General features: G+C 34.5%; 23 protein-coding genes and 2 tRNA genes. 16 read left to right on the top strand and 9 right to left on the bottom strand.

Going from position 1 to position 22,685, the window contains the following annotated elements:
- Positions 1 to 124: 124 nt before the first annotated feature.
- Entirely contained in the window at positions 125 to 1,165 is a 1,041-nt protein-coding gene (locus DSM00_RS14510) for a PLP-dependent cysteine synthase family protein (RefSeq protein ID WP_128758696.1), read from the bottom strand.
- A gap of 84 nt (positions 1,166 to 1,249) precedes the next feature.
- Positions 1,250 to 3,310, bottom strand: coding sequence for a S9 family peptidase (locus DSM00_RS14515; protein ID WP_128758697.1), 2,061 nt, complete (start codon positions 3,308 to 3,310; stop codon positions 1,250 to 1,252).
- 134 nt (positions 3,311 to 3,444) lie between these two features.
- Between DSM00_RS14515 and DSM00_RS14520 the strand changes: the two genes are divergently transcribed.
- From DSM00_RS14520 to gloA2, 3 genes are read left to right on the top strand one after another with little or no spacing between them, the layout of a single operon-like run.
- Entirely contained in the window at positions 3,445 to 3,768 is a 324-nt protein-coding gene (locus DSM00_RS14520) for a YbaB/EbfC family nucleoid-associated protein (RefSeq protein ID WP_128758698.1), read from the top strand.
- A gap of 5 nt (positions 3,769 to 3,773) precedes the next feature.
- Positions 3,774 to 4,082 (top strand): DUF6122 family protein, encoded by a 309-nt coding sequence (locus tag DSM00_RS14525; RefSeq protein WP_206633815.1) that lies wholly within the window; start codon positions 3,774 to 3,776, stop codon positions 4,080 to 4,082.
- Positions 4,083 to 4,101: 19 nt separating this feature from the next.
- Positions 4,102 to 4,485: an SMU1112c/YaeR family gloxylase I-like metalloprotein gene (gene gloA2 / locus DSM00_RS14530; protein ID WP_128758700.1), complete on the top strand. Its 384-nt coding sequence runs from the start codon at positions 4,102 to 4,104 to the stop codon at positions 4,483 to 4,485.
- On the opposite strand, the gene DSM00_RS14535 is transcribed toward gloA2, so the two are convergent.
- Positions 4,473 to 5,513 carry an LLM class flavin-dependent oxidoreductase gene (locus DSM00_RS14535; protein WP_128758701.1) on the bottom strand — a complete coding sequence of 347 codons (1,041 nt, stop codon included), beginning with the start codon at positions 5,511 to 5,513 and terminating at the stop codon, positions 4,473 to 4,475. The genes gloA2 and DSM00_RS14535 overlap by 13 nt on opposite strands.
- A gap of 66 nt (positions 5,514 to 5,579) precedes the next feature.
- On the opposite strand from DSM00_RS14535, the gene DSM00_RS14540 reads away from it, so the two are divergent.
- The 9 genes from DSM00_RS14540 to DSM00_RS14580 all read left to right on the top strand — a co-directional run bounded on the left by DSM00_RS14540 (position 5,580) and on the right by DSM00_RS14580 (position 12,769).
- Positions 5,580 to 6,065, top strand: coding sequence for a hypothetical protein (locus tag DSM00_RS14540; RefSeq protein WP_128758702.1), 486 nt, complete (start codon positions 5,580 to 5,582; stop codon positions 6,063 to 6,065).
- A gap of 113 nt (positions 6,066 to 6,178) precedes the next feature.
- Positions 6,179 to 7,222: a LacI family DNA-binding transcriptional regulator gene (locus DSM00_RS14545; protein ID WP_128758703.1), complete on the top strand. Its 1,044-nt coding sequence runs from the start codon at positions 6,179 to 6,181 to the stop codon at positions 7,220 to 7,222.
- A 90-nt stretch (positions 7,223 to 7,312) separates the two neighbouring features.
- Positions 7,313 to 7,678, top strand: a complete 366-nt coding sequence (locus DSM00_RS14550; protein WP_128758704.1) for a hypothetical protein — start codon at positions 7,313 to 7,315, stop codon at positions 7,676 to 7,678.
- A 38-nt stretch (positions 7,679 to 7,716) separates the two neighbouring features.
- Entirely contained in the window at positions 7,717 to 8,157 is a 441-nt protein-coding gene (locus tag DSM00_RS14555; protein ID WP_128758705.1) for a hypothetical protein, read from the top strand.
- A gap of 6 nt (positions 8,158 to 8,163) precedes the next feature.
- Positions 8,164 to 8,535 (top strand): hypothetical protein, encoded by a 372-nt coding sequence (locus DSM00_RS14560; RefSeq protein ID WP_128758706.1) that lies wholly within the window; start codon positions 8,164 to 8,166, stop codon positions 8,533 to 8,535.
- A 103-nt stretch (positions 8,536 to 8,638) separates the two neighbouring features.
- Positions 8,639 to 9,445, top strand: coding sequence for an MbnP family protein (locus tag DSM00_RS14565; protein ID WP_128758707.1), 807 nt, complete (start codon positions 8,639 to 8,641; stop codon positions 9,443 to 9,445).
- Positions 9,446 to 9,495: 50 nt separating this feature from the next.
- A complete protein-coding gene (locus DSM00_RS14570) occupies positions 9,496 to 10,548 on the top strand; it encodes a cytochrome-c peroxidase (RefSeq protein WP_128758708.1) in 1,053 nt (350 codons plus the stop codon).
- A gap of 10 nt (positions 10,549 to 10,558) precedes the next feature.
- Entirely contained in the window at positions 10,559 to 11,545 is a 987-nt protein-coding gene (locus DSM00_RS14575) for a transporter (protein WP_128758709.1), read from the top strand.
- 354 nt (positions 11,546 to 11,899) lie between these two features.
- Entirely contained in the window at positions 11,900 to 12,769 is an 870-nt protein-coding gene (locus tag DSM00_RS14580; RefSeq protein ID WP_128758710.1) for an SDR family oxidoreductase, read from the top strand.
- A gap of 341 nt (positions 12,770 to 13,110) precedes the next feature.
- On the opposite strand, the gene DSM00_RS14585 is transcribed toward DSM00_RS14580, so the two are convergent.
- The 4 genes from DSM00_RS14585 to DSM00_RS14600 form a co-directional block, all read right to left on the bottom strand.
- Positions 13,111 to 14,169, bottom strand: coding sequence for an AI-2E family transporter (locus DSM00_RS14585; protein ID WP_128758711.1), 1,059 nt, complete (start codon positions 14,167 to 14,169; stop codon positions 13,111 to 13,113).
- A gap of 554 nt (positions 14,170 to 14,723) precedes the next feature.
- A tRNA-Pro gene (locus DSM00_RS14590) sits at positions 14,724 to 14,798 on the bottom strand.
- A gap of 25 nt (positions 14,799 to 14,823) precedes the next feature.
- Positions 14,824 to 14,907, bottom strand: a tRNA-Ser gene (locus DSM00_RS14595).
- A gap of 141 nt (positions 14,908 to 15,048) precedes the next feature.
- A complete protein-coding gene (locus DSM00_RS14600; protein WP_128758712.1) occupies positions 15,049 to 17,094 on the bottom strand; it encodes an HD family phosphohydrolase in 2,046 nt (681 codons plus the stop codon).
- 250 nt (positions 17,095 to 17,344) lie between these two features.
- Here DSM00_RS14600 and DSM00_RS14605 point away from each other — a divergent pair, with 250 nt between their 5' ends.
- Both DSM00_RS14605 and DSM00_RS14610 read left to right on the top strand, forming a co-directional pair.
- On the top strand, positions 17,345 to 18,520 hold the full coding sequence (locus DSM00_RS14605) for an acetyl-CoA C-acyltransferase (RefSeq protein ID WP_128758713.1): 1,176 nt from the start codon (positions 17,345 to 17,347) through the stop codon (positions 18,518 to 18,520).
- A 78-nt stretch (positions 18,521 to 18,598) separates the two neighbouring features.
- Entirely contained in the window at positions 18,599 to 19,348 is a 750-nt protein-coding gene (locus tag DSM00_RS14610; RefSeq protein WP_164916349.1) for a C40 family peptidase, read from the top strand.
- A gap of 59 nt (positions 19,349 to 19,407) precedes the next feature.
- Here DSM00_RS14610 and DSM00_RS14615 read toward each other — a convergent pair whose 3' ends face one another.
- Positions 19,408 to 20,574, bottom strand: coding sequence for a THUMP domain-containing class I SAM-dependent RNA methyltransferase (locus tag DSM00_RS14615; RefSeq protein WP_128758714.1), 1,167 nt, complete (start codon positions 20,572 to 20,574; stop codon positions 19,408 to 19,410).
- Positions 20,575 to 20,649: 75 nt separating this feature from the next.
- Between DSM00_RS14615 and DSM00_RS14620 the strand changes: the two genes are divergently transcribed.
- A complete protein-coding gene (locus DSM00_RS14620; RefSeq protein WP_128758715.1) occupies positions 20,650 to 21,318 on the top strand; it encodes a ZIP family metal transporter in 669 nt (222 codons plus the stop codon).
- Positions 21,319 to 21,320: 2 nt separating this feature from the next.
- A complete protein-coding gene (locus DSM00_RS14625) occupies positions 21,321 to 21,749 on the top strand; it encodes a DUF4268 domain-containing protein (protein WP_128758716.1) in 429 nt (142 codons plus the stop codon).
- Here the strand turns inward: DSM00_RS14625 and trhA are convergent.
- Positions 21,746 to 22,372 (bottom strand): PAQR family membrane homeostasis protein TrhA, encoded by a 627-nt coding sequence (gene trhA / locus DSM00_RS14630; protein ID WP_128758717.1) that lies wholly within the window; start codon positions 22,370 to 22,372, stop codon positions 21,746 to 21,748. The two genes, DSM00_RS14625 and trhA, sit on opposite strands and share 4 nt — an antisense overlap.
- Positions 22,373 to 22,685: the final 313 nt, after the last annotated feature.

Below are 22,685 nucleotides of genomic sequence, written 5' to 3' on the forward strand. Positions count from 1 at the left end.
CAATATTCATACAAAAAGCATGGTCAAATGCTGTTTGTAATTCATTCTAATTTCTTATCAATTTAAGGATTATGTATTTAAAAGTTGCCTAAGATCAAACCTATAAATAATGCGCGAAAATACACTATTTTACAAATTCTATCTTATCAACTGCAATTTCGTTTTGACTATCAAAGAAACCTTGTTCATTCATCCAGTCATCACTATAAATTTTACTCATATAGCTTCTACCGTGATCAGGAAATATAATTACTACCTTGCTGTTTTCGTCAAACTCACCATTGCCGGCCATTTGCATTGTACCTTGTAATGCAGCACCACTAGTATATCCTACGAATAAGCCTTCAGTTCTGGCAATTTTACGAGCAGTGTGCGCACTATCTTCATCAGAAACTTTTTCAAAATAATCGATTACATCAAAGTCTGTAGCAGACGGAATCAAATTTTTACCAAGTCCTTCTATACGGTACGGGTAAATTTCATTCTTATCAAATTCCTGAGTTTCGTGGTACTTCTTCAAAACACTTCCGAAGGCATCAATTCCTAGGATTCTAATGTTTGGATTTTTCTCTTTTAGAAAACGCGCAGTACCAGATATGGTTCCTCCTGTTCCACTGCAAGCTACCAGATGGGTAATCTTACCTTCCGTTTGCTCCCAGATTTCTGGACCAGAAGATGCATAATGTGCATCTGCATTAAGCTTGTTGAAGTATTGATTTATATAGACTGAACCTTCAGTCTCGCTGTGAATGCGCTTTGCAACCTGGTAATACGATCGCGGATCGTCTGCAGCTACGTTTGCGGGACAAACATAAACCTTTGCTCCCATCGTACGTAAAGCATCTATTTTATCTTTCGAAGATTTGGAACTAACGGCAAGAATACATTTGTAACCCTTAATAATACTTACCATTGCAATACTAAATCCTGTATTGCCAGATGTCGTCTCTATAATTGTATCTCCAGGCTTAAGAATACCTTTTCGTTCTGCATCCTCAATTATATATAGAGCAATACGATCTTTTGAAGAATTTCCCGGATTATATGCCTCTACTTTAGCAAAATATGAACCCGGAAGGTCTTTTGTAATCCTATTTAAACGTACTAAGGGAGTGTTCCCTATTAACTTCAAGACGTCATTATAAACGTTAAGGTGTTCTTTCATAGAAGAATAATCGTTTCGAGTGCTCTTTTAGTATTTCCTAAAACCGTTATTTAAAACCTTGCAAATTTACGGGAAATATTTGAATTACTTGGTTTTTCCTGCTAAATCAATTAAAAAAGCATAATCCTGAGCGGTTTCTTTCAAGGCTTCAAAACGTCCTGAAGCCCCGCCGTGGCCTGCATCCATATTTGTATTGAAGTATATTTTTGTGTCTGCAGTATTCTTATCTCGCAAACGTGCAACCCATTTTGCAGGTTCCCAATACTGTACCTGACTATCGTGATAACCTGTAGTAACTAAAATATTAGGGTATTCTTGTACTTTTACCTGATCATAAGGCGAATATGATTTCATATACTCATAATACTCCTTATCATTAGGATTACCCCACTCGTCATACTCAGAAGTCGTAAGTGGTATGCTATCGTCGAGCATCGTAGTAACTACATCTACAAATGGAACTGCTGCAATAACACCGTGATAAAGCTGCGGTGCCAAGTTAATGACAGCGCCTATGAGCAAACCTCCTGCGGAACCTCCATAGGCATATAAATATTTACTGCTTGTATATCCTGCTTCAATTAAATGTTCTGAGCACGCTATAAAATCGGTAAATGTATTCATCTTACGCAACAGCTTCCCGTCTTCATACCAGTGACGTCCCATATACTCTTCTCCTCGTATATGCGCGATTGCAAATATGAAACCAGCATCAAGTAGACTTAATCGTGATGTCGAGAAAGAAGGGTCTGTTGTAATCCCGTAACTTCCGTAGGCATATTGAAGAACAGGATTAGCTCCATCAAGCTGAATTCCTTTTTTGTAAACTAAAGATATGGGAATATTCACACCATCTTTTGCCTTAGCCCAGATTCTCTTTGACTCATAATTCTCTTTATCAAACTTGCCTCCCAGCACCTCAATCTCTTTCAATACTTCCTTTTCTTTCGTTACCATATTAAAAGAAATAACTGAAGGTGGTGTATCTAACGAATTGAAAGAATATCGAAGAAAGTGCGTATCAAAATCTGGATTTATTCCCGTATAAGCAGTATAGGTTTCGTTCTCAAAAGGTAAATAATAATCTTCAGTATTATCCCAACGTTTTATATTAATTTTATTTAAACCATCATTACGCTCTTCTATTACCAGGAAATCTTCAAAAATCTCAACATCTTCTAACAAGGTATCTTCTCTATGTGGTATCACATCTACCCAGTTCTCTTTAGCTGTTTGAGATACAGGGGTTTTCATCAATTTGAAGTTTGTGGCATTGTCTTTATTTGTAACCAAATAAAAATCTTCTCCAAAATGCGACACACTATATTCAAGTCCTCTGGTACGTTTCTGTAAAACTTTGAATTCAAATTCAGGTCCTTTTGCTTCTGTATATAAATACTCGGTGGTTAAAGTACTTGAAGATCCTATAAAAATATAATCACGGGATTTTGTCTTAAAAACTCCTACATCAAAAGTCTCATCCTCTTCCTCAAATACCAATATATCTTCAGAAGAATCTGTACCTAATACGTGCTTAAATATCTGGCTGCTTCGTAATGTCTGCGGATCTTTACGCGTATAAAAGAGCGTTTTATTATCTCCCGCCCAGACCGCACTCCCTGTAGTGTTCTTAATACTTTCTGGATAAAGTGCTCCGGTTTTTAAGTTTTTGAATTGTAACGTATATTGTCTTCGGCTTACTGTGTCAATCCCAAAAACTGCCAGTTCATTATTTTCTGAAATGGAATATCCTGCCTGATTAAAATAAGAATGACCTGCTGCCATTTCATTATTATCAAATAGTATTTCCTCAGGAGCTAGCATGAGTTCTTTTCGTCGGCAATATATTGGATAATTTTTTCCTTTCTCAAAGCGTGTATAGTACCAATAGTTATTATATTTATAGGGCACACTCTCATCATCTTCCTTGATACGCGCTTTCATCTCCTCGAATAATTTTTGTTGGAGCGGTTTTGTATGAGCCGTCATCTCTTCATAATACCTATTTTCTGCTTCTAAATAGGCAAGTACGTCTGGAGAGTCACGCTCATTCATCCAGTAATATTCATCTATGCGTACATCACCATGCTTTTCTAACTCATACGGTATCTGTTTAGCATCTGGTGGTAAAATAGGATTCTTCAAAGTATAATTATATTTAATAAAGAGTTGGCAAAAGTAAAGGTAATACTAGATATCTTGAGCATTTTTTAAATATTCTTCTTCTCTAGTTCCTGGTCTAAAATTGTATTTTTGAAACTTAATTAAAATAAAAAATTATGTTTGGAGATATGATGGGCATGATGGGCAAAATCAAAGAAGCTCAACAGAAAGCCGAAGACACTAAAAAACGTCTTGAAACTGTTTATATAGATGAAAAAAGTAATGACAATCTATTAGAAGTTGCCGTAAGTGTTGCAGGGGCCGTTAAAAAAATTAATATTAGTGATGAACTTCTGGAAGATAAAGAGCAACTTGAAGACTACTTGATTTTAACGTTAAATAAGGCGCTTGCCCGAGCCAAAGCTAATTACGATCAAGAACTAGCTGCTGTAGCAAAAGAAGGAATGCCAGACATTCCGGGTCTAGATATGTTTAAATAACAACATTGCTGCAGACAGTTATACATTATAGTTTACACTTAATTGCACCCGGGCTAATTGCCTGGGTGTTTTTTAGAAAAAACTGGAAAAAGGCATATTTAATAATGATCTTAACCATGCTGGTAGATGCAGATCATTTATTAGCCAGTCTTATTTTTGAACCTGATCGCTGCAGCATTAATTTTCACCCATTGCATTCCTATGTAGCAATTGGTTTTTACACTTTCTTTCTTTTTATTCCAAAGTTACGCGTTATTGCAATAGGTCTACTTTTTCATATGCTAACAGATTACCAAGACTGCTTGTGGCACTAATATATTTACCTACTTACTCATGTTGAAAGGCGTACATCACATTGCTATAATTTGTTCTAATTACTCCATATCCAGGAAATTCTATACTGAAGTTCTAAAACTTGAAATTCTCAAAGAAACATATCGTGAAGAACGCAAGTCTTATAAATTGGATCTTGCCTTAAACGGAAATTACATAATTGAACTTTTTTCATTTGAAAATCCGCCGAAACGCAATTCTAGACCTGAAGCAAACGGACTTAGACATCTAGCTTTTTCAGTAGAAAATCTGGATGCAGCAATTCAAAAATTACAATCTAAAACTATTCAAACAGAACCTATACGTGTCGATCCCATTACAGGTAAACGATTTACATTTTTTGAAGATCCAGACAAGTTGCCGCTCGAACTCTATGAAGAATAAGCTAGCTCTTCTTTAGCTTCAAATAATTCACTTACAATTTTATACGATTTTAAGCGTGCTGAGTGATCGTAAATATGAGAAATCACAATCAATTCATCTACCTGCGTTTCTTTTTGAAACTGTGCTAATCCTGCTGCTATGGTTTGTTTAGACCCAATGAAAGTATAATGCATCATTTGTTCAATTTGCATACGCTCCATTTCGCTCCATTCGCCTTGCATACTGGCCACGGGAGGAGAAAGTGGTTTTCTCGTATTTCTTATAACGCCTAACATAAAGCGCTTAGCACTAGTTGCAAGCCGCTGAGCTTCCTCATCTGTATCTGCAGCGATAACATTAACACAAGCCATAGCGTACGGCTTGTCTAATTGAGAAGATGATTTAAAATTTTGATGGTATAAACGCAGAGCATCGTGTAAATGTGTGGGAGCAAAATGACTTGCAAATGCATAAGGCAACCCTTTTTTACCGGCTAATTCTGCGCTAAATGTGCTTGACCCTAACAAATATAATGGTAACTCCACACCTTCACCAGGGGTAGCACGCACCGCTGCTGTAGCATTCTCTCTTGATAAGTAAACCTGAAGCTCATCAATGTTATCTGGGAAATCCTGTACTGTTTCTTGTCGGTATCTACGCAACGCCATTGCAGTACGCTGATCTGTTCCCGGAGCACGGCCCAATCCAAGATCAATTCGGTTAGGGTATAAAGTTCCTAAAGTTCCAAATTGCTCTGCAACGACTAAGGGTGCATGATTAGGAAGCATAACTCCTCCAGATCCTACTCGTATAGTTGTAGTACCACCAGCGATATGACCTATTAAAATGGTAGGCGCAGAACTGGCAAGACTTTCCATATTATGATGTTCTGATATCCAGAATCGTGTATATCCTAATTTCTCTACGTGTCTGGCTAGATCAAGACTTCTCTGAATTGCCTCTGATGCGGTAACACCCTCAACAATAGGAACCAAGTCCAAAACTGAAAATCTAGTATTTAAAAGTGCTGTTGATACATTATTTTCCATACATTATATGTCGGTTTTCAAGTGCTTGCCTTACGATATATTAATAGCCATTTACAATTCTTATCTATGATAATTAACCACACTTATAAAGTTTCTACTCTGTATCAAAGTATTAAACTCATAAGAATCTGTATTCTTTTTTTATGTATCCTTTTATGCAGTTGTGGATCCAGAAATACAGAACCCAGAACCAGTCAATCAATCAATATAGGGTGTTATGGGTATACTAAAAACGGAGACACGATTACTCTTAAGGTCATTCAAAATGATTCTATTATTAAAGCCGCTCTAATGTACAAGTGGGCAGAAAAGGATAAAAATGATGGTAAATTTGAAGGTGTACAAATAGGTAATAGAATACGTGGTTTATACACCTTTACTTCTGAAGGCATCGTAAGTAAACGTGAGATGGTTTTTAAAATAGAAGACAGCTCCTTAGTTGAAGGCTATGGCGAGACTGTAAACAGTGCAGATTCGGTTTATTTTAAAGATACCGACAAAATTAAATTCAATACAAAAATGCCTTTCAAATTAGGCAATTGTATTTACTAATCTAAGTAGAAATTGTATTTTAGCTAGGTTATTTAAGTAAAATAACCTCCTAAATTTATATAACCGCTCAACTGATATTGAATCCCAAACAATGGTTTGGTTAACACCTATTCATGAAAAAAAAGAGACCTTCTTTAAAGGATATTGCTGAAGTATTAAAAGTTTCTACAACAACAGTTTCCTTTGTCCTAAACGGCAAAGGCGAAGAAAAGAAAATTTCGAAGCAACTCATAACTAAGGTTGAGGATTATCTTAAAGAAATAAACTACAAACCTAACCTTGTTGCAAGAAGTCTACGTACCGGAAGCTCTAGAGTAATTGTTTTTATGGTAGAGGATATTAGCAATTATTTCTTTTCTAAAATAGGTCGCATTATTGAGGATATCGCTTACCAAAATGATTATAGGGTTCTCTTTTGTAGCACAGAAAATAACACAAAACGTGCGCAAGGTTTAATACAGCTTTTCCAAGAGCGACAAGTAGATGGTTTTATAATAGTTCCTCCTATTGGTATTGAAGATGAAGTTATAAATCTAATTGAAAACGACACACCTGTTGTTTTATTTGATAGAAAAATAAAATCTGTAGATGTAGATTCGGTAACGCTAAATAATTATGAGGGAGCTACACTTATTGCAGAACATCTCATTGAAGAAGGATTCTCTAAAATGGCTTTCATTACTATTGATCTAGACTTACTGCAAATGAAAGATAGAATGCGGGGTTATGTTGACACGTTAGCGAAAAATAATATGGAACCCCTTCTACTAGAAATTCCCTATAATACTGCGAATGCGGTAGCTTGCAATACTGCTATTACACAGTTTCTTATTGAAAATCCAGATATTGATAGCATCTTTTTTTCTACAAATTACCTTGCTCAATACGGCCTCAAAGCGCTTTCAAACTATAATGAGCAATTGATAAAGAAATTAGGAATAGCGTGTTTTGATGATAATATATTCTTTGAAATGTACTCACCATCCATAACTACCTTTGCACAGCCCATTGAACAGATGGGAGCTCAGCTAATGGATATTATGCTCGATAAATTAAATAATAAAGAAAATAAAACAGCCAATAAAGCTCGTGTTTCAAACGGAAACCTAATTATAAGAGAATCTTCACTACGTAAAGAATCGATGCCATCTCAATAATAATCTCATTGATTCAATACAAAAATCAATTTTGTAGAGAATAAATAAAATTTAAGACCTTAATTTTATCATTAAGATTATTTTTGCAGCGTGAAAAATCTCGTAATAATATTTGCTTTTTTAATGGTAATGCGACCCGCATTTCCATTTATGGAGTATTTACTTGATTATGAATACATAAGCAACGTCCTTTGTGAGAACAAAGATGTGCCTGAGATGAATTGTAATGGGAAGTGTTATCTAATGAAGTCTCTTGCTGAAGCTTCAGAGAAAGAGTCCGGTCAAAAGAAAAAAAACAATTCTACTTCCATTGAACTATTACCTTTCATTTTAGTTGATTTAGCCATTTCTACACCCACTTATTATTTAGAATATACTTCTGTAGATTTTCCTATGGTAGTAGACATATCTTCAGTTCAAACCTTCAATAGCCTTCTACGTCCTCCTATTGCTTAATTAGAAATAATATTTTTCCTAATTAAACAATTTACAAGATGCGTATTACAAAAAACAAACTTGTGGTTATAACGTGTTGTGCCCTTTTGGGGATATTCAATTCGTGCCAAAATACCACAGAATTACAAAATCAATACAACAGTTTATTTGAAGAAGTTATCGCTGTGCACGATGAAATAATGCCAAAGATGACGCAGTTATCAAAATTGCAACTTCAGATAAAAACAGATACTTTAATACAAGTAGACACAAAAGATGAGGCTCTTAAAAAACTACAAGCTTCTGATGATAGAATGATGACCTGGATGCACACTTTTACAGATGAATATGTAAAGGATCGCAAACCGGTCTCCAAAATGTCACAAACTGAACTTGAAAACGGTATTGAAGGTCTTCAATCAGAACTCGAAGAAGTTGAGAGTTTAAGAGAATTCACTTACAGTAGTATTGACCTGGCTGAAGAAATTTTAAATAACTAATTTAAGTTGAAAATTTTCTGGCCTCTTATTGCTGCATTTATAATGCTGCGCCCGCTTATACCTATTGTTAACTATATAGTCAATTATGATTATATAGTAGATGAGTTGTGCGTAAACCGTGACAAGCCAGAACTTAATTGTAATGGTAGGTGTTATCTTATGCAGGCTCTCGCAGATGAAGCTTCTAAGAAAAAAGAATCTGAAGAACGTGGGGCTAAAAACAATTTGAATAGCAACATCGCTTTCTTTCATGCCCCAGGACAACTTTTAGAGTTATCCCTACTAAAATTAGAATCTAAGAACGTCGCGTGTGACACGTATGTTTCCACTCACACAATTCAGTTTATTCAAAAACTGATAAAACCTCCCATTGTATAAGAGCAAGTTTTAATAATAAGTACAGGTCAAATTAAGCGCAAGACCTGTTTCAATAACTAAAACGGTACTCATGATTGAATACCTACTAATCTTATACAATAAAATGAAATCATTAAAAAACATACAATATCTATTTCTAGCTCTAAGTATACTTACTATATCTTGCTCAACAGACGACGATTCTTCAGAGAATTTATCTGGTGAGAATAACCTGACTATGGAGTTTGATAACAGTGTTAATGGAGATGACTTAATCCTTAACACCACTGCATATACAAATAGTAATGGCGAGCGTATTACTATAAATCGCTTCAATTATATCGTAAGCAACTTCGTACTTATAGATTCTGAAGGCAATGAATTTACCTACCCTAAAGATGAAAGTTACTTTGTAATAAGTGAAGAAGCAGGTCTCAATGAAGTACAGCTAACAAACATTCCTGCTGGCGAATATGTTGCTCTTCGATTTGGAGTAGGCGTAGATCAAGAAAAATATCTTCAGGGAGCAGAAGGTCAGGGCGATTTTTTACAAACTGCAGAATCTACAAATATGCTGTGGTCCTGGCTTACAGGCTATAAGTTTTTAAACTTTGAAGGATCATTTACTACTGCTGCAAATATTGAAGCTCAGGATTTTAAAATTCATATGGGAAGTCATGGCAGTAGTCTTGATAATTACAAAGAATTTACAGTAGATCTTCCTACAAAAGCTCTTGTAAGTTCTAATCTAAGTCCTATAGTGCATTTTAAAGTTGATGCGAATCAAATTCTAGACGGCCAAAACAAAATACTACTCAGTGAAAAATCTGTAGTTATGATTGACGAAGTGAAAAGTCCGCAGATTGCGACAAATGCAGCTGCAATGTTTAGCGTAGATCATATTCATAATGGTGAAAACCACGATCATTAACTAAATCTAAAGTCCGGCAGTACTTCTGCCGGACTTTAATCTATAAGAATATGAGAAATTTATTCAAATTTATCTTGATCTGTGGACTCGCTTTTCTTCAAGGATGCTCATCAAATGATGATTCAGCATACATTGCTATAGATGAAAATCTAGAAGTTGCTATTCCGGTTAATTTTCCAGAAATAAATTATGATCTTGGTTCAAATCCAATTACAAAAAATGGTTTTGAATTAGGTAAAAAATTATTCTATGACGGTAAATTATCTGCAAATGGTTTTATTTCCTGCGGGTTTTGTCACGAGCAGCGCACTGCTTTTACGCATCACGGGCATCAATTTAGTCACGGTATTGACGATCTAGAAGGGACACGCAACACACCTGCAATTCAAAATTTAGCTTTTCAAACTGAATTTTCCTGGGATGGCGCCACTTCCCATCTCGACCTATTTCCAATTATTCCCATAACAAATGAAGTAGAAATGGGGGAAACCCTATCTGGGGTGCTGGCTAAATTGAAAGCAGATGCCGAATATCAACGTTTATTTGCTTCCGCTTTTGAAGATGCCGAGATTAATAATGAAAATTTCTTAAAAGCACTCGCCCAATTTATGGTGATGATGATTTCTTCAAATTCTAAATATGACAAATACGTTAGAAATGAAGATAATATTGAATTTTCAGCATTAGAAAAAGAAGGTTTCGCCATTTTTGAATCTAAATGTGCGAGTTGCCATAAAACAGATTTATTTACAGATAATAGTTTTAGAAACAACGGACTTCCACCCTATCCCGGTCTCAATGATATAGGAAGAGCAGCGGTTAGTGGAAGCCTATCAGACAATTATAAATTTAAAATTCCAAGCTTACGCAATGTTGCTCTCACAGCACCTTATATGCATGATGGCCGCTTTGGTAGCTTAGAATCTGTTCTTAACTTCTATAATTCTGGAGTAATCGATTCTGAAACTTTAGATCCTCAACTTAAACAAAATAGCAGACTAGGAATAGCATTGAGTACAGAGGAGCAAGAAGCATTAATTGCTTTCTTAAATACCCTTACAGACAATGAATATATTACCGATTCTCGCTTTGCAGAATATTAAAAATATTGAAATGAAAAAGTTTATATATATACAACTCATTTTTGCATTTAGCTTATCGACATTCGCTAGTGAAGAAAATACAAATTCCCTCTACTTTGATAGCAATCCATTTTATAAATACACGTATGAAGACTGTGACTTTTGTGGTTGCGGAAGCTCGGGAGGTGGTATGGGATACGGAACGGTAGGAAATGAAAATTTTATAGGACTACGTTACATCTACCAAAGTTATAAATCACGAGATGGAATTTTTAATAATTCACCATGGGTCGATGAAAATTTTAATACACTTCAGTTATGGGGGAAAATTCCGGTGACGAAGAAATTAAGTTTAACTGCTATCGTTCCTTATCATTTTCACAATCGGGAGTTTATTAACAATACAACGCAACGTATAGATGGTTTAGGAGATATAAGTATTCTTGCTTTTTATTCAGTCATTACACCGGTACCCGACGGCCTTTTTGAAAATCAACAATCAAAATACAAACATAGTCTTGAGCTGGGTGGTGGTATTAAAATACCTACTGGTGACTATAACCGGTCAAATAACGCAGGAAGTGTAAATCCTAGTTTTCAAGTGGGTACCGGAAGTTATGATTATGTGGCTGCATTAAATTATTCGGTAGGCTATAAGAATTGGGGACTTGGTTTTATGACCAATTATACATTCAAGACTGAAAACAAAGATGAATATCATTTTGGAGATCAATTTACCTATGGTGTGAATCTATCTAAGGTTTATAATACGGTTAAAATTGATAAAATCATTCCATTTATAGGACTTGCCGGTGAGGTATTCAATGAAAATGAAAGTTATGGATTGCCTGTCGCTGACACACAAGGATCTGTTATATTTACAAGAATAGGTACCGAATTATCTTTAGGAAAATTAAGCACCGGTGTAAATTTTATGCTACCCCTAACCCAGAATTTAAACTCGGGTAATGTAGAAGCTAATTATCGATTGGGTTTACATTTAAATTATACATTATAAATCGAATACTGTAAAAAAATTAAGTCTCTACAACAACCATTGGTTTATGTAGAGGCTTTTTCTTTAGAAGAAAACTGCCCAAAAAATGCGACATGTTATTTATAAAATTATTAGCTAGTTTCATTTAATCTTCCAAGAGATTTATCTACTCTACAAGTATATCTTAACCTCTCTAGCTTATATAATAAAAAATTGACATTAACATTTAAAATTTGATTTTAACAAAAATTCTTAACTACCCGTTAAAACGCTATTAATTAGAATTTTATAAACTTCTCTGTATTGGTTAATATCTAAATTAGTAATTATAATAGTTTGATTAAACTTTCAATAATTCTAAAAAAAAAAATAATCATGGAGAATCCAAAAACAAAATATCCACAACCGCCCTTTGATACTAAAATGCAAGATGAACCTGGTGTAAGTTCAGAAATGAGTCCAAAACCAGACTATGGCAAAGACAGTTACAAAGCCTCCAATAAGTTAACAGGTAAAGTTGCAGTAATTACCGGAGGAGATTCTGGAATAGGAAGAGCCGTATCTTATGCTTTTGCTCTTGAAGGCGCAAAAGTTGTCATTAGCTATTTAGATGAAGATGAAGACGCAGAAGAAGTGGCGCGTGAAATTGAAGAAATGAATGGTGAAGTACTAATTATTCCTGGAGATATTCGAGAAGAAGCTCATTGCAAATTAATCATTGATGAAACCATAAATAAATTCGGCAGGTTAGATATTCTAGTAAATAATGCGGCTTTTCAGATGGCGCATTCCAGTCTTCAGGAAGTTTCTGCAGAAGAGTGGGATAAAACATTCAGAACAAATATTTACGCCCCATTCTATTTATGCAAAGCTGCAGAACCTCATCTAAAGCCTGGTAGTAGCGTAATTAATACTACATCTGTAAATGCGTATCAACCCAGCGAAAGCTTAGTTTCCTATGCTGCCACTAAAGGAGCAATAAAAAACTTTACATCAAGTATGGCTCAATTATGGGGAGAGAAAGGGATACGTGTTAATGCCGTAGCTCCGGGACCTATATGGACACCTCTTATACCAGCAACTTTACCAGAAGAAAAAGTAAAAAACTTCGGAAAGAAAACACCTCTTGGACGACCAGGACAGCCCGTAGAAATGGCTCCCATTTATGTTCTTCTAGCTTCAGATGAAGGAAGCTATATTTCAGGAGCAACTGTTGAAGCGACCGGAGGTCGTTATACAATTTAAATATATATTGCCGTTTTGTTGTTTGCCTATAGCACCCTGCAAAGCGGCAGTATTTTTTTCTTCTTTTAATCCTTTGACAAATGCGTAATCATAGACCACTGAGACAATATACTTATGTGAGCAATATGAAAATTATTTATTTTCTAATATATAGCTTATGTAATTTCAAAGCCTCCTTCAATATTTTCGGTTGTAAAGTCACTTCAGATTAATACATACTGCATCCTATATTTGCTGAAAAGAAGTATTAATTACTACTACCTTTTGCTATTCTATAAAATACTGATCACTATTTATTTGTAATAAATTAGGCAGTTTATCGCCAGTATCTCTTAAGACTATTAAGATTCATTATCATCAAATTTATTATTACTGAGCAAGATTCCATACGGACGCAAAAGCGGAATATGAAGAAAAACTACTGAAATGATTGCCATAAGTGGAATTGCAATTACCATTCCTATTACACCCCACATCATATTGCCAATAACAACAACCAGTATAACTACGAAAGGATGCAAATCTACTCGGTCACCTACTACATACGGTTCTAAAATGTAGCTTTCGACAAACTGGGCAATGCTAAAGGTTGCTATAATTCCTATAAGCACAGAAATCTCTCCCGATGTTACATATCCCAAAGCAATAGCGATAAGAATCCCTATTATATTTCCTATATATGGGATGAGGGTTAATAGAGATGCGAGTAAACTAATCAAAATAAAATTGTCTATTCCAGAAATACCTAATCCGATTGCATATAATACAGCTAAAATCCCCATTAATATTAGCTTCCCTATCATATATTGTGGAGCAACAGAAATTGATTTCTGCAAAATTACTCGCACCTGATCTTCTTTTTCATCCGGAAAAATGCGAATTAGAAAACGCTTGAATTTTCGGCGGTAACACAGTAAGAAATAGATATATATAAAGCACAATAAGTAATTACCGATAAACGCGGTAATACTAGTCAGGTATCCAGCAGTTTTATTAGATTCCAAACTTGAATTTAATACTGATTCGTCCTGTTTACCAGATTTAAAATCATCTTCACTTAAAAATGTATTTTGAGTAGCATAACTCTTTAGCTGCTCAATTTTGGGCTCCATCTTTTCCTTTATTTGAGGCAAGTCTTTTACAAAGTTTTGAACTTGTAATGAGATAAGTAAAACAATACCCAATGAAAAAATAAACAATACAATGGTCCCTATTAAAGCAGCGAATGACCGAGAAAGTTTTTTTTCAAGTTTTTGAACAAAAGGAAGAATTATCAGAGCCATAATAAAAGCTGTAAGCAACGGCGCAAGAAAATTTTGAGCTTCTACTAATGACAAGATTAAAAAATAACTTGTGAGTACAATTAGCGTGACTTTTAATAAAATTCCTTTCTTATACATACTGATTTCCTTAATCTTAAAAATAAAAAAAGGAAACGGCATATTGCCCTCTCCTTTCTTTATGTTTAGTATTATTCTATGGTGATAATACTACTTTAACACAATTGTCTTTTTTGTGTTTAAAATTTGCGAATGCTTAAGGCTCAACGGCTGGTTTCATACGATGCGTTATTATAAAACTAAGATCGATTAACCCTTCTTCAATTTTTTGTAAAAGAGGTTTTAGATAATGTTGTACGTGCATCTGACCCATTTTAAAATTAAGCGCAACATAATGCAGTCCAAGATTATTTCTTGCTGACCTAAAGGTCTTGACCTCGTCAACTGCAATATTTATTTCGTCCTTTCTAACCTTCCTTTTATCAATAAAGAAGCTAATAAATTAAAAAATACATTTTTCTGAAAATCAACTTTAACTTTCTGGATTAAATTATATCCTGTAAAAGCTATTTATCGTTGTGATCAATACAATGTAGTCGAGAGAAAATAATAAAAACAAAAAAGCCTGTCAATCTAAGATTAACAGGCTTCTAATACCCACTTGAAGTGGTTTGTCGGGGTGGCAGGATTCGAACCTGCGACCTCCTGCTCCCAAAGCAGGCGCGATGACCGGGCTACGCTACACCCCGAGGTGTATTTTATAAAAATGTTTTGCGGAGAGACAGGGACTCGAACCCTGGCGACAGTTACCCGTCGACAGATTAGCAATCTGCTCCATTACCACTCTGGCACCTCTCCTTAAGAACGAAGCGTCTCTCTCAAAACGCGGGTGCAAATATATATCAAAGTTTTGAAGTAATCAAAGGTTTTTAGCGATTTAATTAGAAAAATTTTCAAATATTTTTTAACCTCCTGAAAATAAGATTATCAGCTTAAATATTATTCTGGGTATTCTATTCTTAAATGATAAATATTGTTCAATTTAGACTTAAGAACTTTTTTTATCACTTGTATTTCCTTAAATGTAATGTTAGCATTTAAAAACTGATTATCGTCCATTTGCTTATTCACAATCTTCTCTACAAAAGAATCAATTAGTACAGATGTAGGATTTTTTAAACTTTTACTTGCCGCTTCTACACTATCGGCCATCATAAGAATTGCAGTCTCTTTACTAAATGGTAAAGGTCCCGGATATCTAAAATCCTCAATATTTACATCCTCATCTTGTTCTTGAGCTTTTTTGTAAAAATAATAAACGGTACTTGTGCCGTGATGAGTTCTTATGAAATCAATAACTCGATCTGGTAAATTGTTCTTACGTGCTATTTCAATACCATTGATTACATGATCTATAATAATACTGGCACTTTCATAAGGAGACAAATCTTCGTGGGTATTTATACCTGTAGATTGATTTTCAGTAAAATCTGTAGGGTTTGCCATTTTACCAATATCATGATACAACGCTCCTACCCTTGTGAGCATAGAATTTGCCCCTATCTCATTAGCCGCAGCTTCAGCTAAATTTGCCACATTTAAACTATGATGAAACGTTCCGGGTGCTTTATTCGCTAAGTCTTTTAATAATTTTGAATTAGTATCTGTAAGCTCGAGCAGCGATAAATCACTTACTAGACCAAATATCTTTTCGTAGGCATAAATTAAAGGCTGAACAAATAAGGTAGCTAGACCGGTAATTATAAACATACTAAAGGTTTCCCATTCTAAATTATCTATAGTTCCCTCATGAATGATATGAAATGCAAAGTATCCTAGTATATAAATAAAGGTTATTTGCCCTACCGATATAAATAAATTAGCGCGCTTATACAATTCAGATACAGTTAAGATGGTAACGATACCTGCTATTACTTGCAGAAACATATATTCTGAAGTGTTGGGCACAATAAAACCTAATAGAAGTATTGATATAACGTGCGTAAACATTCCTAAACGCGCATCAAAGAACGCTTTAATAACTAAAGGCAAAATGCAAAGTGGAACTACGTACACATAATTCGCATCATATTTTACAATAATGGTGGTTAGCAAAACCATTAAAATAATATTGAAAAATATAAATGTGACCTTCGTATTATTTTCAAAAACGGCTTCTCTATAATTTCGAATAAATAGTAAAAGCATGGTGAGCGCTACAGAGACAAGTAAAACATAACCAAATACTACCCAATTGTATTTACTGGCAGTCCAACTCTGAGATTCATATTCAGCTTGTAAAGATTTTAGTATTTGATAGGTATTTTGTTCTACTATTTCACCTTTAGCAACAATTCTGCTACCCTTATTGACTACTCCTTTTGTTGGCGCTATTTTACTTAATTCAGCATTTAACTCCTTATTTGTCAACTTTTCGTCATAAACAACATTGGGCTGTACAACATCAAAAAATAATTCTTTAAATCTATTTACAGACTGCACATAAGGACTGTTAACCAACCTCCTATTTATTAATATAGTTATTTCATCTGTGGTGTTTAAATTTTCAATTGAGGTCTCTTCAATTTCATTTCCTCTTCTTAGATATACTTTACGACCATCCTCAAATGAAGCGATATCACTTATAACACCATATTTATAAATATCTTCGAGAATTTTAGAACCAAAACTTTTTAATTCTTTCTGCCGATCTCTAAAAATAGAGTCTGTAAATACAGAAGCAAACTGATTTTCATAAGCTGCTTTAGATTCATTTGCTATATCCTGATCATAAATAAAGTATGGAATAATATTATTCTCAGCTTCAGATCGTTCTTGCTCAAGTTGATCTTCGCTTTTTAAGATGGCAAAGTCAACAGGAGCATACAAATTATCGTATTGCCAGGGTTTATTTTGCTGAAAATCAAATTGAAATTTACCACTCTTTGGAAAAAGATAGACGATAAGTATGGTACTCACTATACATAGTAAGATTTTATATAAAGAACCTTGATTCTTGTAAAATTTATTTAAAATATCATTCATATAGCTGAAGAAAATAATCACAAATCGCGGTAGCGCTGCTTAACCAAAAAGCAACTTACAGGTTTGTAATTAAAATATTGAATATGCATAAATTTTAAATTAATCTATAAAATTAATTTCTATGCAAAAGTAAAAGTACTAAAATTAAATGGTAGCTATTCTAAAGAAGGCTGTATGCTAATAATAACGTTTTCGTAAATATTTGACTAAATTTACAATCACTAAAAACTTACTAAAAAATACACATATTATGCATAAAGAAGTTGTAATTGTATCTGCTATTCGTACTCCTATTGGGAGTTTTATGGGAAGTTTATCTTCCTTGACTGCTGTACATCTTGGAACAACCGCTATAAAAGGCGCACTAGCTAAAATAAATTTAGATCCTGCCCTGGTTACTGAAGTTTTTATGGGTAATGTGGTTCAAGCAGGTGTTGGTCAAGCTCCAGCACGACAAGCTGCTTTAAATGCGGGAATACCAGATACTGTACCGTGTACGACTGTAAACAAAGTTTGCGCATCTGGGATGAAAGCCGTGATGCTTGCAGCGCAATCTATTGCTCTTGGAGATAATGACATTGTAGTTGCGGGAGGAATGGAAAGTATGAGTCAGATACCGCATTATGTACATATGCGTAATGGAAATAAATTTGGTCCGGCCACCTTAATCGATGGTATGCAGAAGGATGGTCTTGTAGATGCATATGACGGGAATGCAATGGGAGTTTGTGCAGATTTATGTGCCTCAGAATATAAATTTTCTAGAGAAGAACAGGATGCATTTGCTATTGAGAGTTATAGAAGATCTGCAGCCGCCTGGGAAGCAGGACACTTTACAAATGAAGTTGTGCCTGTCGAAGTGCCTCAAAGACGCGGAGAATCTATTATGGTATCTGAAGATGAAGAATTTAAAAACGTAATAATAGATAAAATCGCAAGTTTAAGACCGGCTTTCTCTAAAGAAGGTACTGTAACTGCTGCAAATGCTTCTACAATAAATGATGGTGCCGGAGCGGTGATTGTTATGAGTAAAGAAAAAGCAGACGAATTAGGACTTGAAATTCTTTGTACTATAAAAGGATATGCAGATGCGGCGCATGAACCAGAGTGGTTTACTACTGCTCCCTCAAAAGCTTTACCTAAAGCCTTAGCTAAAGCTGGTGTAAAGCAAGATGAGATTGATTTTTTTGAATTTAATGAGGCATTTTCAGTGGTGGGCTTAGCCAACATGAAAATTTTAGGACTTACCGCTGATAATGTAAATATAAATGGTGGCGCTGTTTCTTTAGGTCATCCCTTAGGTTGTAGTGGTGTTCGTATTTTAATCACTTTGATTAACGTTCTTGAGCAAAAGAATGCTAAACTTGGTGCGGCAGCTATATGTAATGGAGGTGGTGGAGCATCAGCAATGGTAATTTCTAGATAAAATCTTTGAGATGTTTCTAATCTCATTGGTAGGTAAAAACCATTTGATTTACTTTTACAAAAACTTCAAAACCGCCTGATGAATTACGGCATTTGCCCATTAAGTATTGTACCTATGCGTTCAGAGCCTGCAGAGCAGGCCGAAATGATTAATCAAGTACTTTATGGTGAACATTTTAAAGTACTTGAGATTCGGAAAAAATGGAGTCGTATTCGACTTGCTCACGACAAATATGAGGGATGGGTAGATAATAAGCAGTATAAAGAAATTTCTGAAGATGATTATACTGTTGCAGAAGATAGGAAACCCATTTTAGCAAGTGATTTGTTGCAAATGGCTACTTCATCTGATTCCCATATTTTAAGTCTCCCATTAGGTGCTCAACTGGCTAATTTAGATTTAACCGGAGATCAATATGAAGGAAATAATATAAGTTCAATCAATGCTAAATCCTCATTTATAAATACCGCACTTCTTTATTTAAAAAGTCCGTATTTATGGGGAGGAAGAACTCCATTTGGGTTAGACTGCAGTGGATTTACTCAAATGGTTTATCGACTCAATGGTCACTCCCTTTATAGAGATGCATCGCAACAGGCAGCTCAAGGAGAAGCTTTAAGTTTTATTGAGGAAAGTGAACCTGGAGATTTAGCCTTTTTTGACAACGATGAAGGCCGAATTACTCACGTGGGCATCATGCTACAAGACAATTATATAATACATTGTCATGGTGAAGTGCGCATTGACCGCATAGATCATACCGGTATTTACAATGCTGAACGTCGTACACATACTCATAAACTTCGAGTTATAAAGCGCATAGTTTAAAAAAACAAAGGCTATTATTTTCAAAATAATAGCCTTTGTTTTTTTAAACTTGTATATAATTATTCAGCTTCATTTTGAAATTTAGCTTTTTTAGATCCCGCATATATATCATACTTTACTAATCTTGATTCTAAAGAGCCATTATAAAGTTTAATCTTTCGAGAAGTACGTAATCCTACATGTTTAAGCGATTCTAGGTTTGATGTAATAAACCAAGCTTCAGTATCCTTATAATTCTGTTTTAGCGTATCTCCAATATTTTTATAAAAGGGCTCCATATCAATTTCTAATCGCTCCCCGTAAGGCGGATTAAACACCATATGTAAGTGGCGTTCTTTTTCCTTTTCCGTATAAAAAAAATCGGCTTGCTTAATTGTAATAAATTCACTTAGCTCCGCATTCTTAACATTTTCAATAGCTTTTTCAACTGCGGATGGAGCTTTGTCATATCCTGAAATCGTAAAATGAAATTCCCTTATTTTCTTCAGTGCAGACTCTTCAATAACATCAAATAAATCTGGATCCCAATCGTGCCAGTTTTCAAAACCAAATTGTTTTCTATTTAAGTTAGGCGGTATATTACAAGCAATCATTGCTGCTTCAATTAACATCGTTCCACTACCACACATAGGATCTAAGAAATCACTATGACCTTTCCAACCGGCGAGCATAAGACATCCCGCGGCTAAAACCTCATTAATAGGCGCAATATTAGTCGCAAGTCGATAACCTCTTTGATGTAATGAAACTCCACTGCTATCTAAAGAGATGTTACACGTATTATTGCGTATATGGATATCAATACTTAAACTTGGAAATTTAAGATCTACATCTGGACGTTCTCCTGTATTCTCTCTAAACTGATCTACAACTGCATCTTTTGCCTTTTGAGCTACAAACAAAGAATGCGTAAATTCCTCACCGCTTATTGTTGCATTAATAGCAAACGTGTCGTTTACTCGCATATATTGACTCCAATCTATGCTTTTTACTGCATCATATAAAGCATTTTCATCTTTAATTGTAAAAGTCTTAAGTGGTTTAAGGATCTTGATAGCAGTCCTGCAACACAAATTTGCTTTATACATAAATCCCTTATCTCCGCTAAAAGAAACACTTCTCGTACCTATTTCTACATCTCCTGCACCTAATTCACGTAATTCTCGCGCTAATAATTCCTCAAAGCCAAACATAGTTTTGGCGAGCATTTTAAAGTTACCTTCCATTGTAAAAATTTAGATTGCAAAAATAGGTTAATTTTATTGGCTAGTTACGACTAACTCAACCTAGCCGATTAATCTATGATTTTTATATTACCTATAGCAGCAGTTTTGCTGGGATTCTTAATTGCCATAATTTTTAAACCTGCGATTAATAATGCGGTAAAATTACTGTTAGCATTTAGTGGCGCATTTTTACTCTCAATTACAATATTTGAATTTTTACCTAATTTATATGCTTCTGGTTCAGATAATATTGGGATCTATATAATGGCGGGGTTACTTCTTCAGATTCTTCTAGAATTTTTATCCAGAGGAGCAGAACATGGTCATTTACATCTTGATGAAAATACTAAAACTATTCCTTGGCTCCTCCTTATAAGCTTATCGGTACATTGTGCTTTTGAAGGCTTCCCGCTTTCAGATAATAGAGATCTGCTTTACGGTATTGTAGTGCACAAAATACCTATCGCTATAATCATTAGTTCGTTTCTACTGGCATCTAATATTAGTAAAATTCAAATAGCACTTTTCTTGCTGGCTTTTTCATTAATGACACCACTAGGAAGTTACTTAGCAACTTTAAATTTCTGGACAGAAAGTTTAAAAAATTCGATAAATGCTCTAGTAGTAGGTGTTCTTTTACACGTTTCAACAACCATTTTATTTGAGTCCTCGAAAAATCATCAATTTAATGCTACTAAATTTGCAGTAATATTATTAGGAATTGCAATAGCCTATATACTTTAATTATGTTCACCAGAGAAGAATCTAAGCAAATACGCGAACAATTTTGGATATTCTTCGGAAAACGATATCCACGCAAATGGTTATTATATGATACTAAAGTAAAAGAAATTAACCTGAGATTTAGTTTTGACAATCAAAAAGCGGTGGTCTCTTTTGATATAGAAACACACGACGAAGTATTTAGAGAATACTACTATGATAAATTTGTTAGCCTTAAAAACCTACTCAAAGCCGAAATATCAGAAGATATAATTCTCGAAAAAGATTTTTTACGCAGTAGCGGAAAAATTATATCTAGAGTTTATATCACTAAACATGATGTAAATATTCACAATAAAAAAAATTGGCCAGAGGTATTTGATTTTTTCTACGAGAATATGCCCAAGTTTGAACTGTTTTGGTACGAATATGAAGATATTATTAAAGCCTAAATAACATCTAAAAATATATAGAGAAAATGGCTTATACTCCCTCCTAATACAAACAGATGCCAAATAAAATGATTAAATGGTATCTTTTTTATAGCATAAAATAATATCCCTAAGGTATAAAAGGCTCCTCCTATTATTAGTAAGCTAATTCCTAAAGCTGAAGAATGAGATTTTAAATCATTCCAGTCAAATATAATGAGCCAACCCATACATACATATAATAACAAAGACAATACTTCAAAACGGCCTGTGTAGAATATTTTTAAAATTGTCCCTAATACTGCAATACTCCAAACAATTGAGAAGATTAACCATCCATTCCCTTCGCTTAAAATTATTAGTGCTACAGGCGTATAAGTGCCTGCGATTAAAAAATATATACTAATATGGTCTATTTTTCTAAAGATAGATTTCCATCTAGTAGATGTTAGAATATGATAAATCGTAGATGCTGAATATAACAGTAGTATAGATAGTGTATAAAACAGAATACTTAAGGTACTATATTCACTTTTAGTGTTATCACCAGTAAAAAGCAAATACATTCCAAAAAACCCCAGCAACACTCCAAGTCCGTGAGATATTGCATTCCAAAATTCTTCTTCTTTCCAGTTTAAGTTCATACTGTAAAATTAAATAATACAGTTTAATTCTATTAGACGTTCCCTTCGGGCTGGGCTATTCGTTACACTCTTTCTGGGCTTCTGCTTCAAAAAGGATTTCACTGCTATCCCTAACGCAAATTAAAGTCAATTCTAGCTTCGATTTGTACAATAAGTTATTAGTTATGGACTATAAAGGCTAGTTGCAGCCTTTAGTTTGTGTTACAATGTGGAGTATGTTTATTATTTGAGTTTGGAGCAAAAAAAAATCCGCATCATTTACTGATGCGGATTTCTAAAACAAGGCGGCGACCTACTCTCCCACGAGATGCAG

The organism is Leeuwenhoekiella aequorea (assembly GCF_004104375.1).
GTDB classification, from domain to species: domain Bacteria; phylum Bacteroidota; class Bacteroidia; order Flavobacteriales; family Flavobacteriaceae; genus Leeuwenhoekiella; species Leeuwenhoekiella aequorea.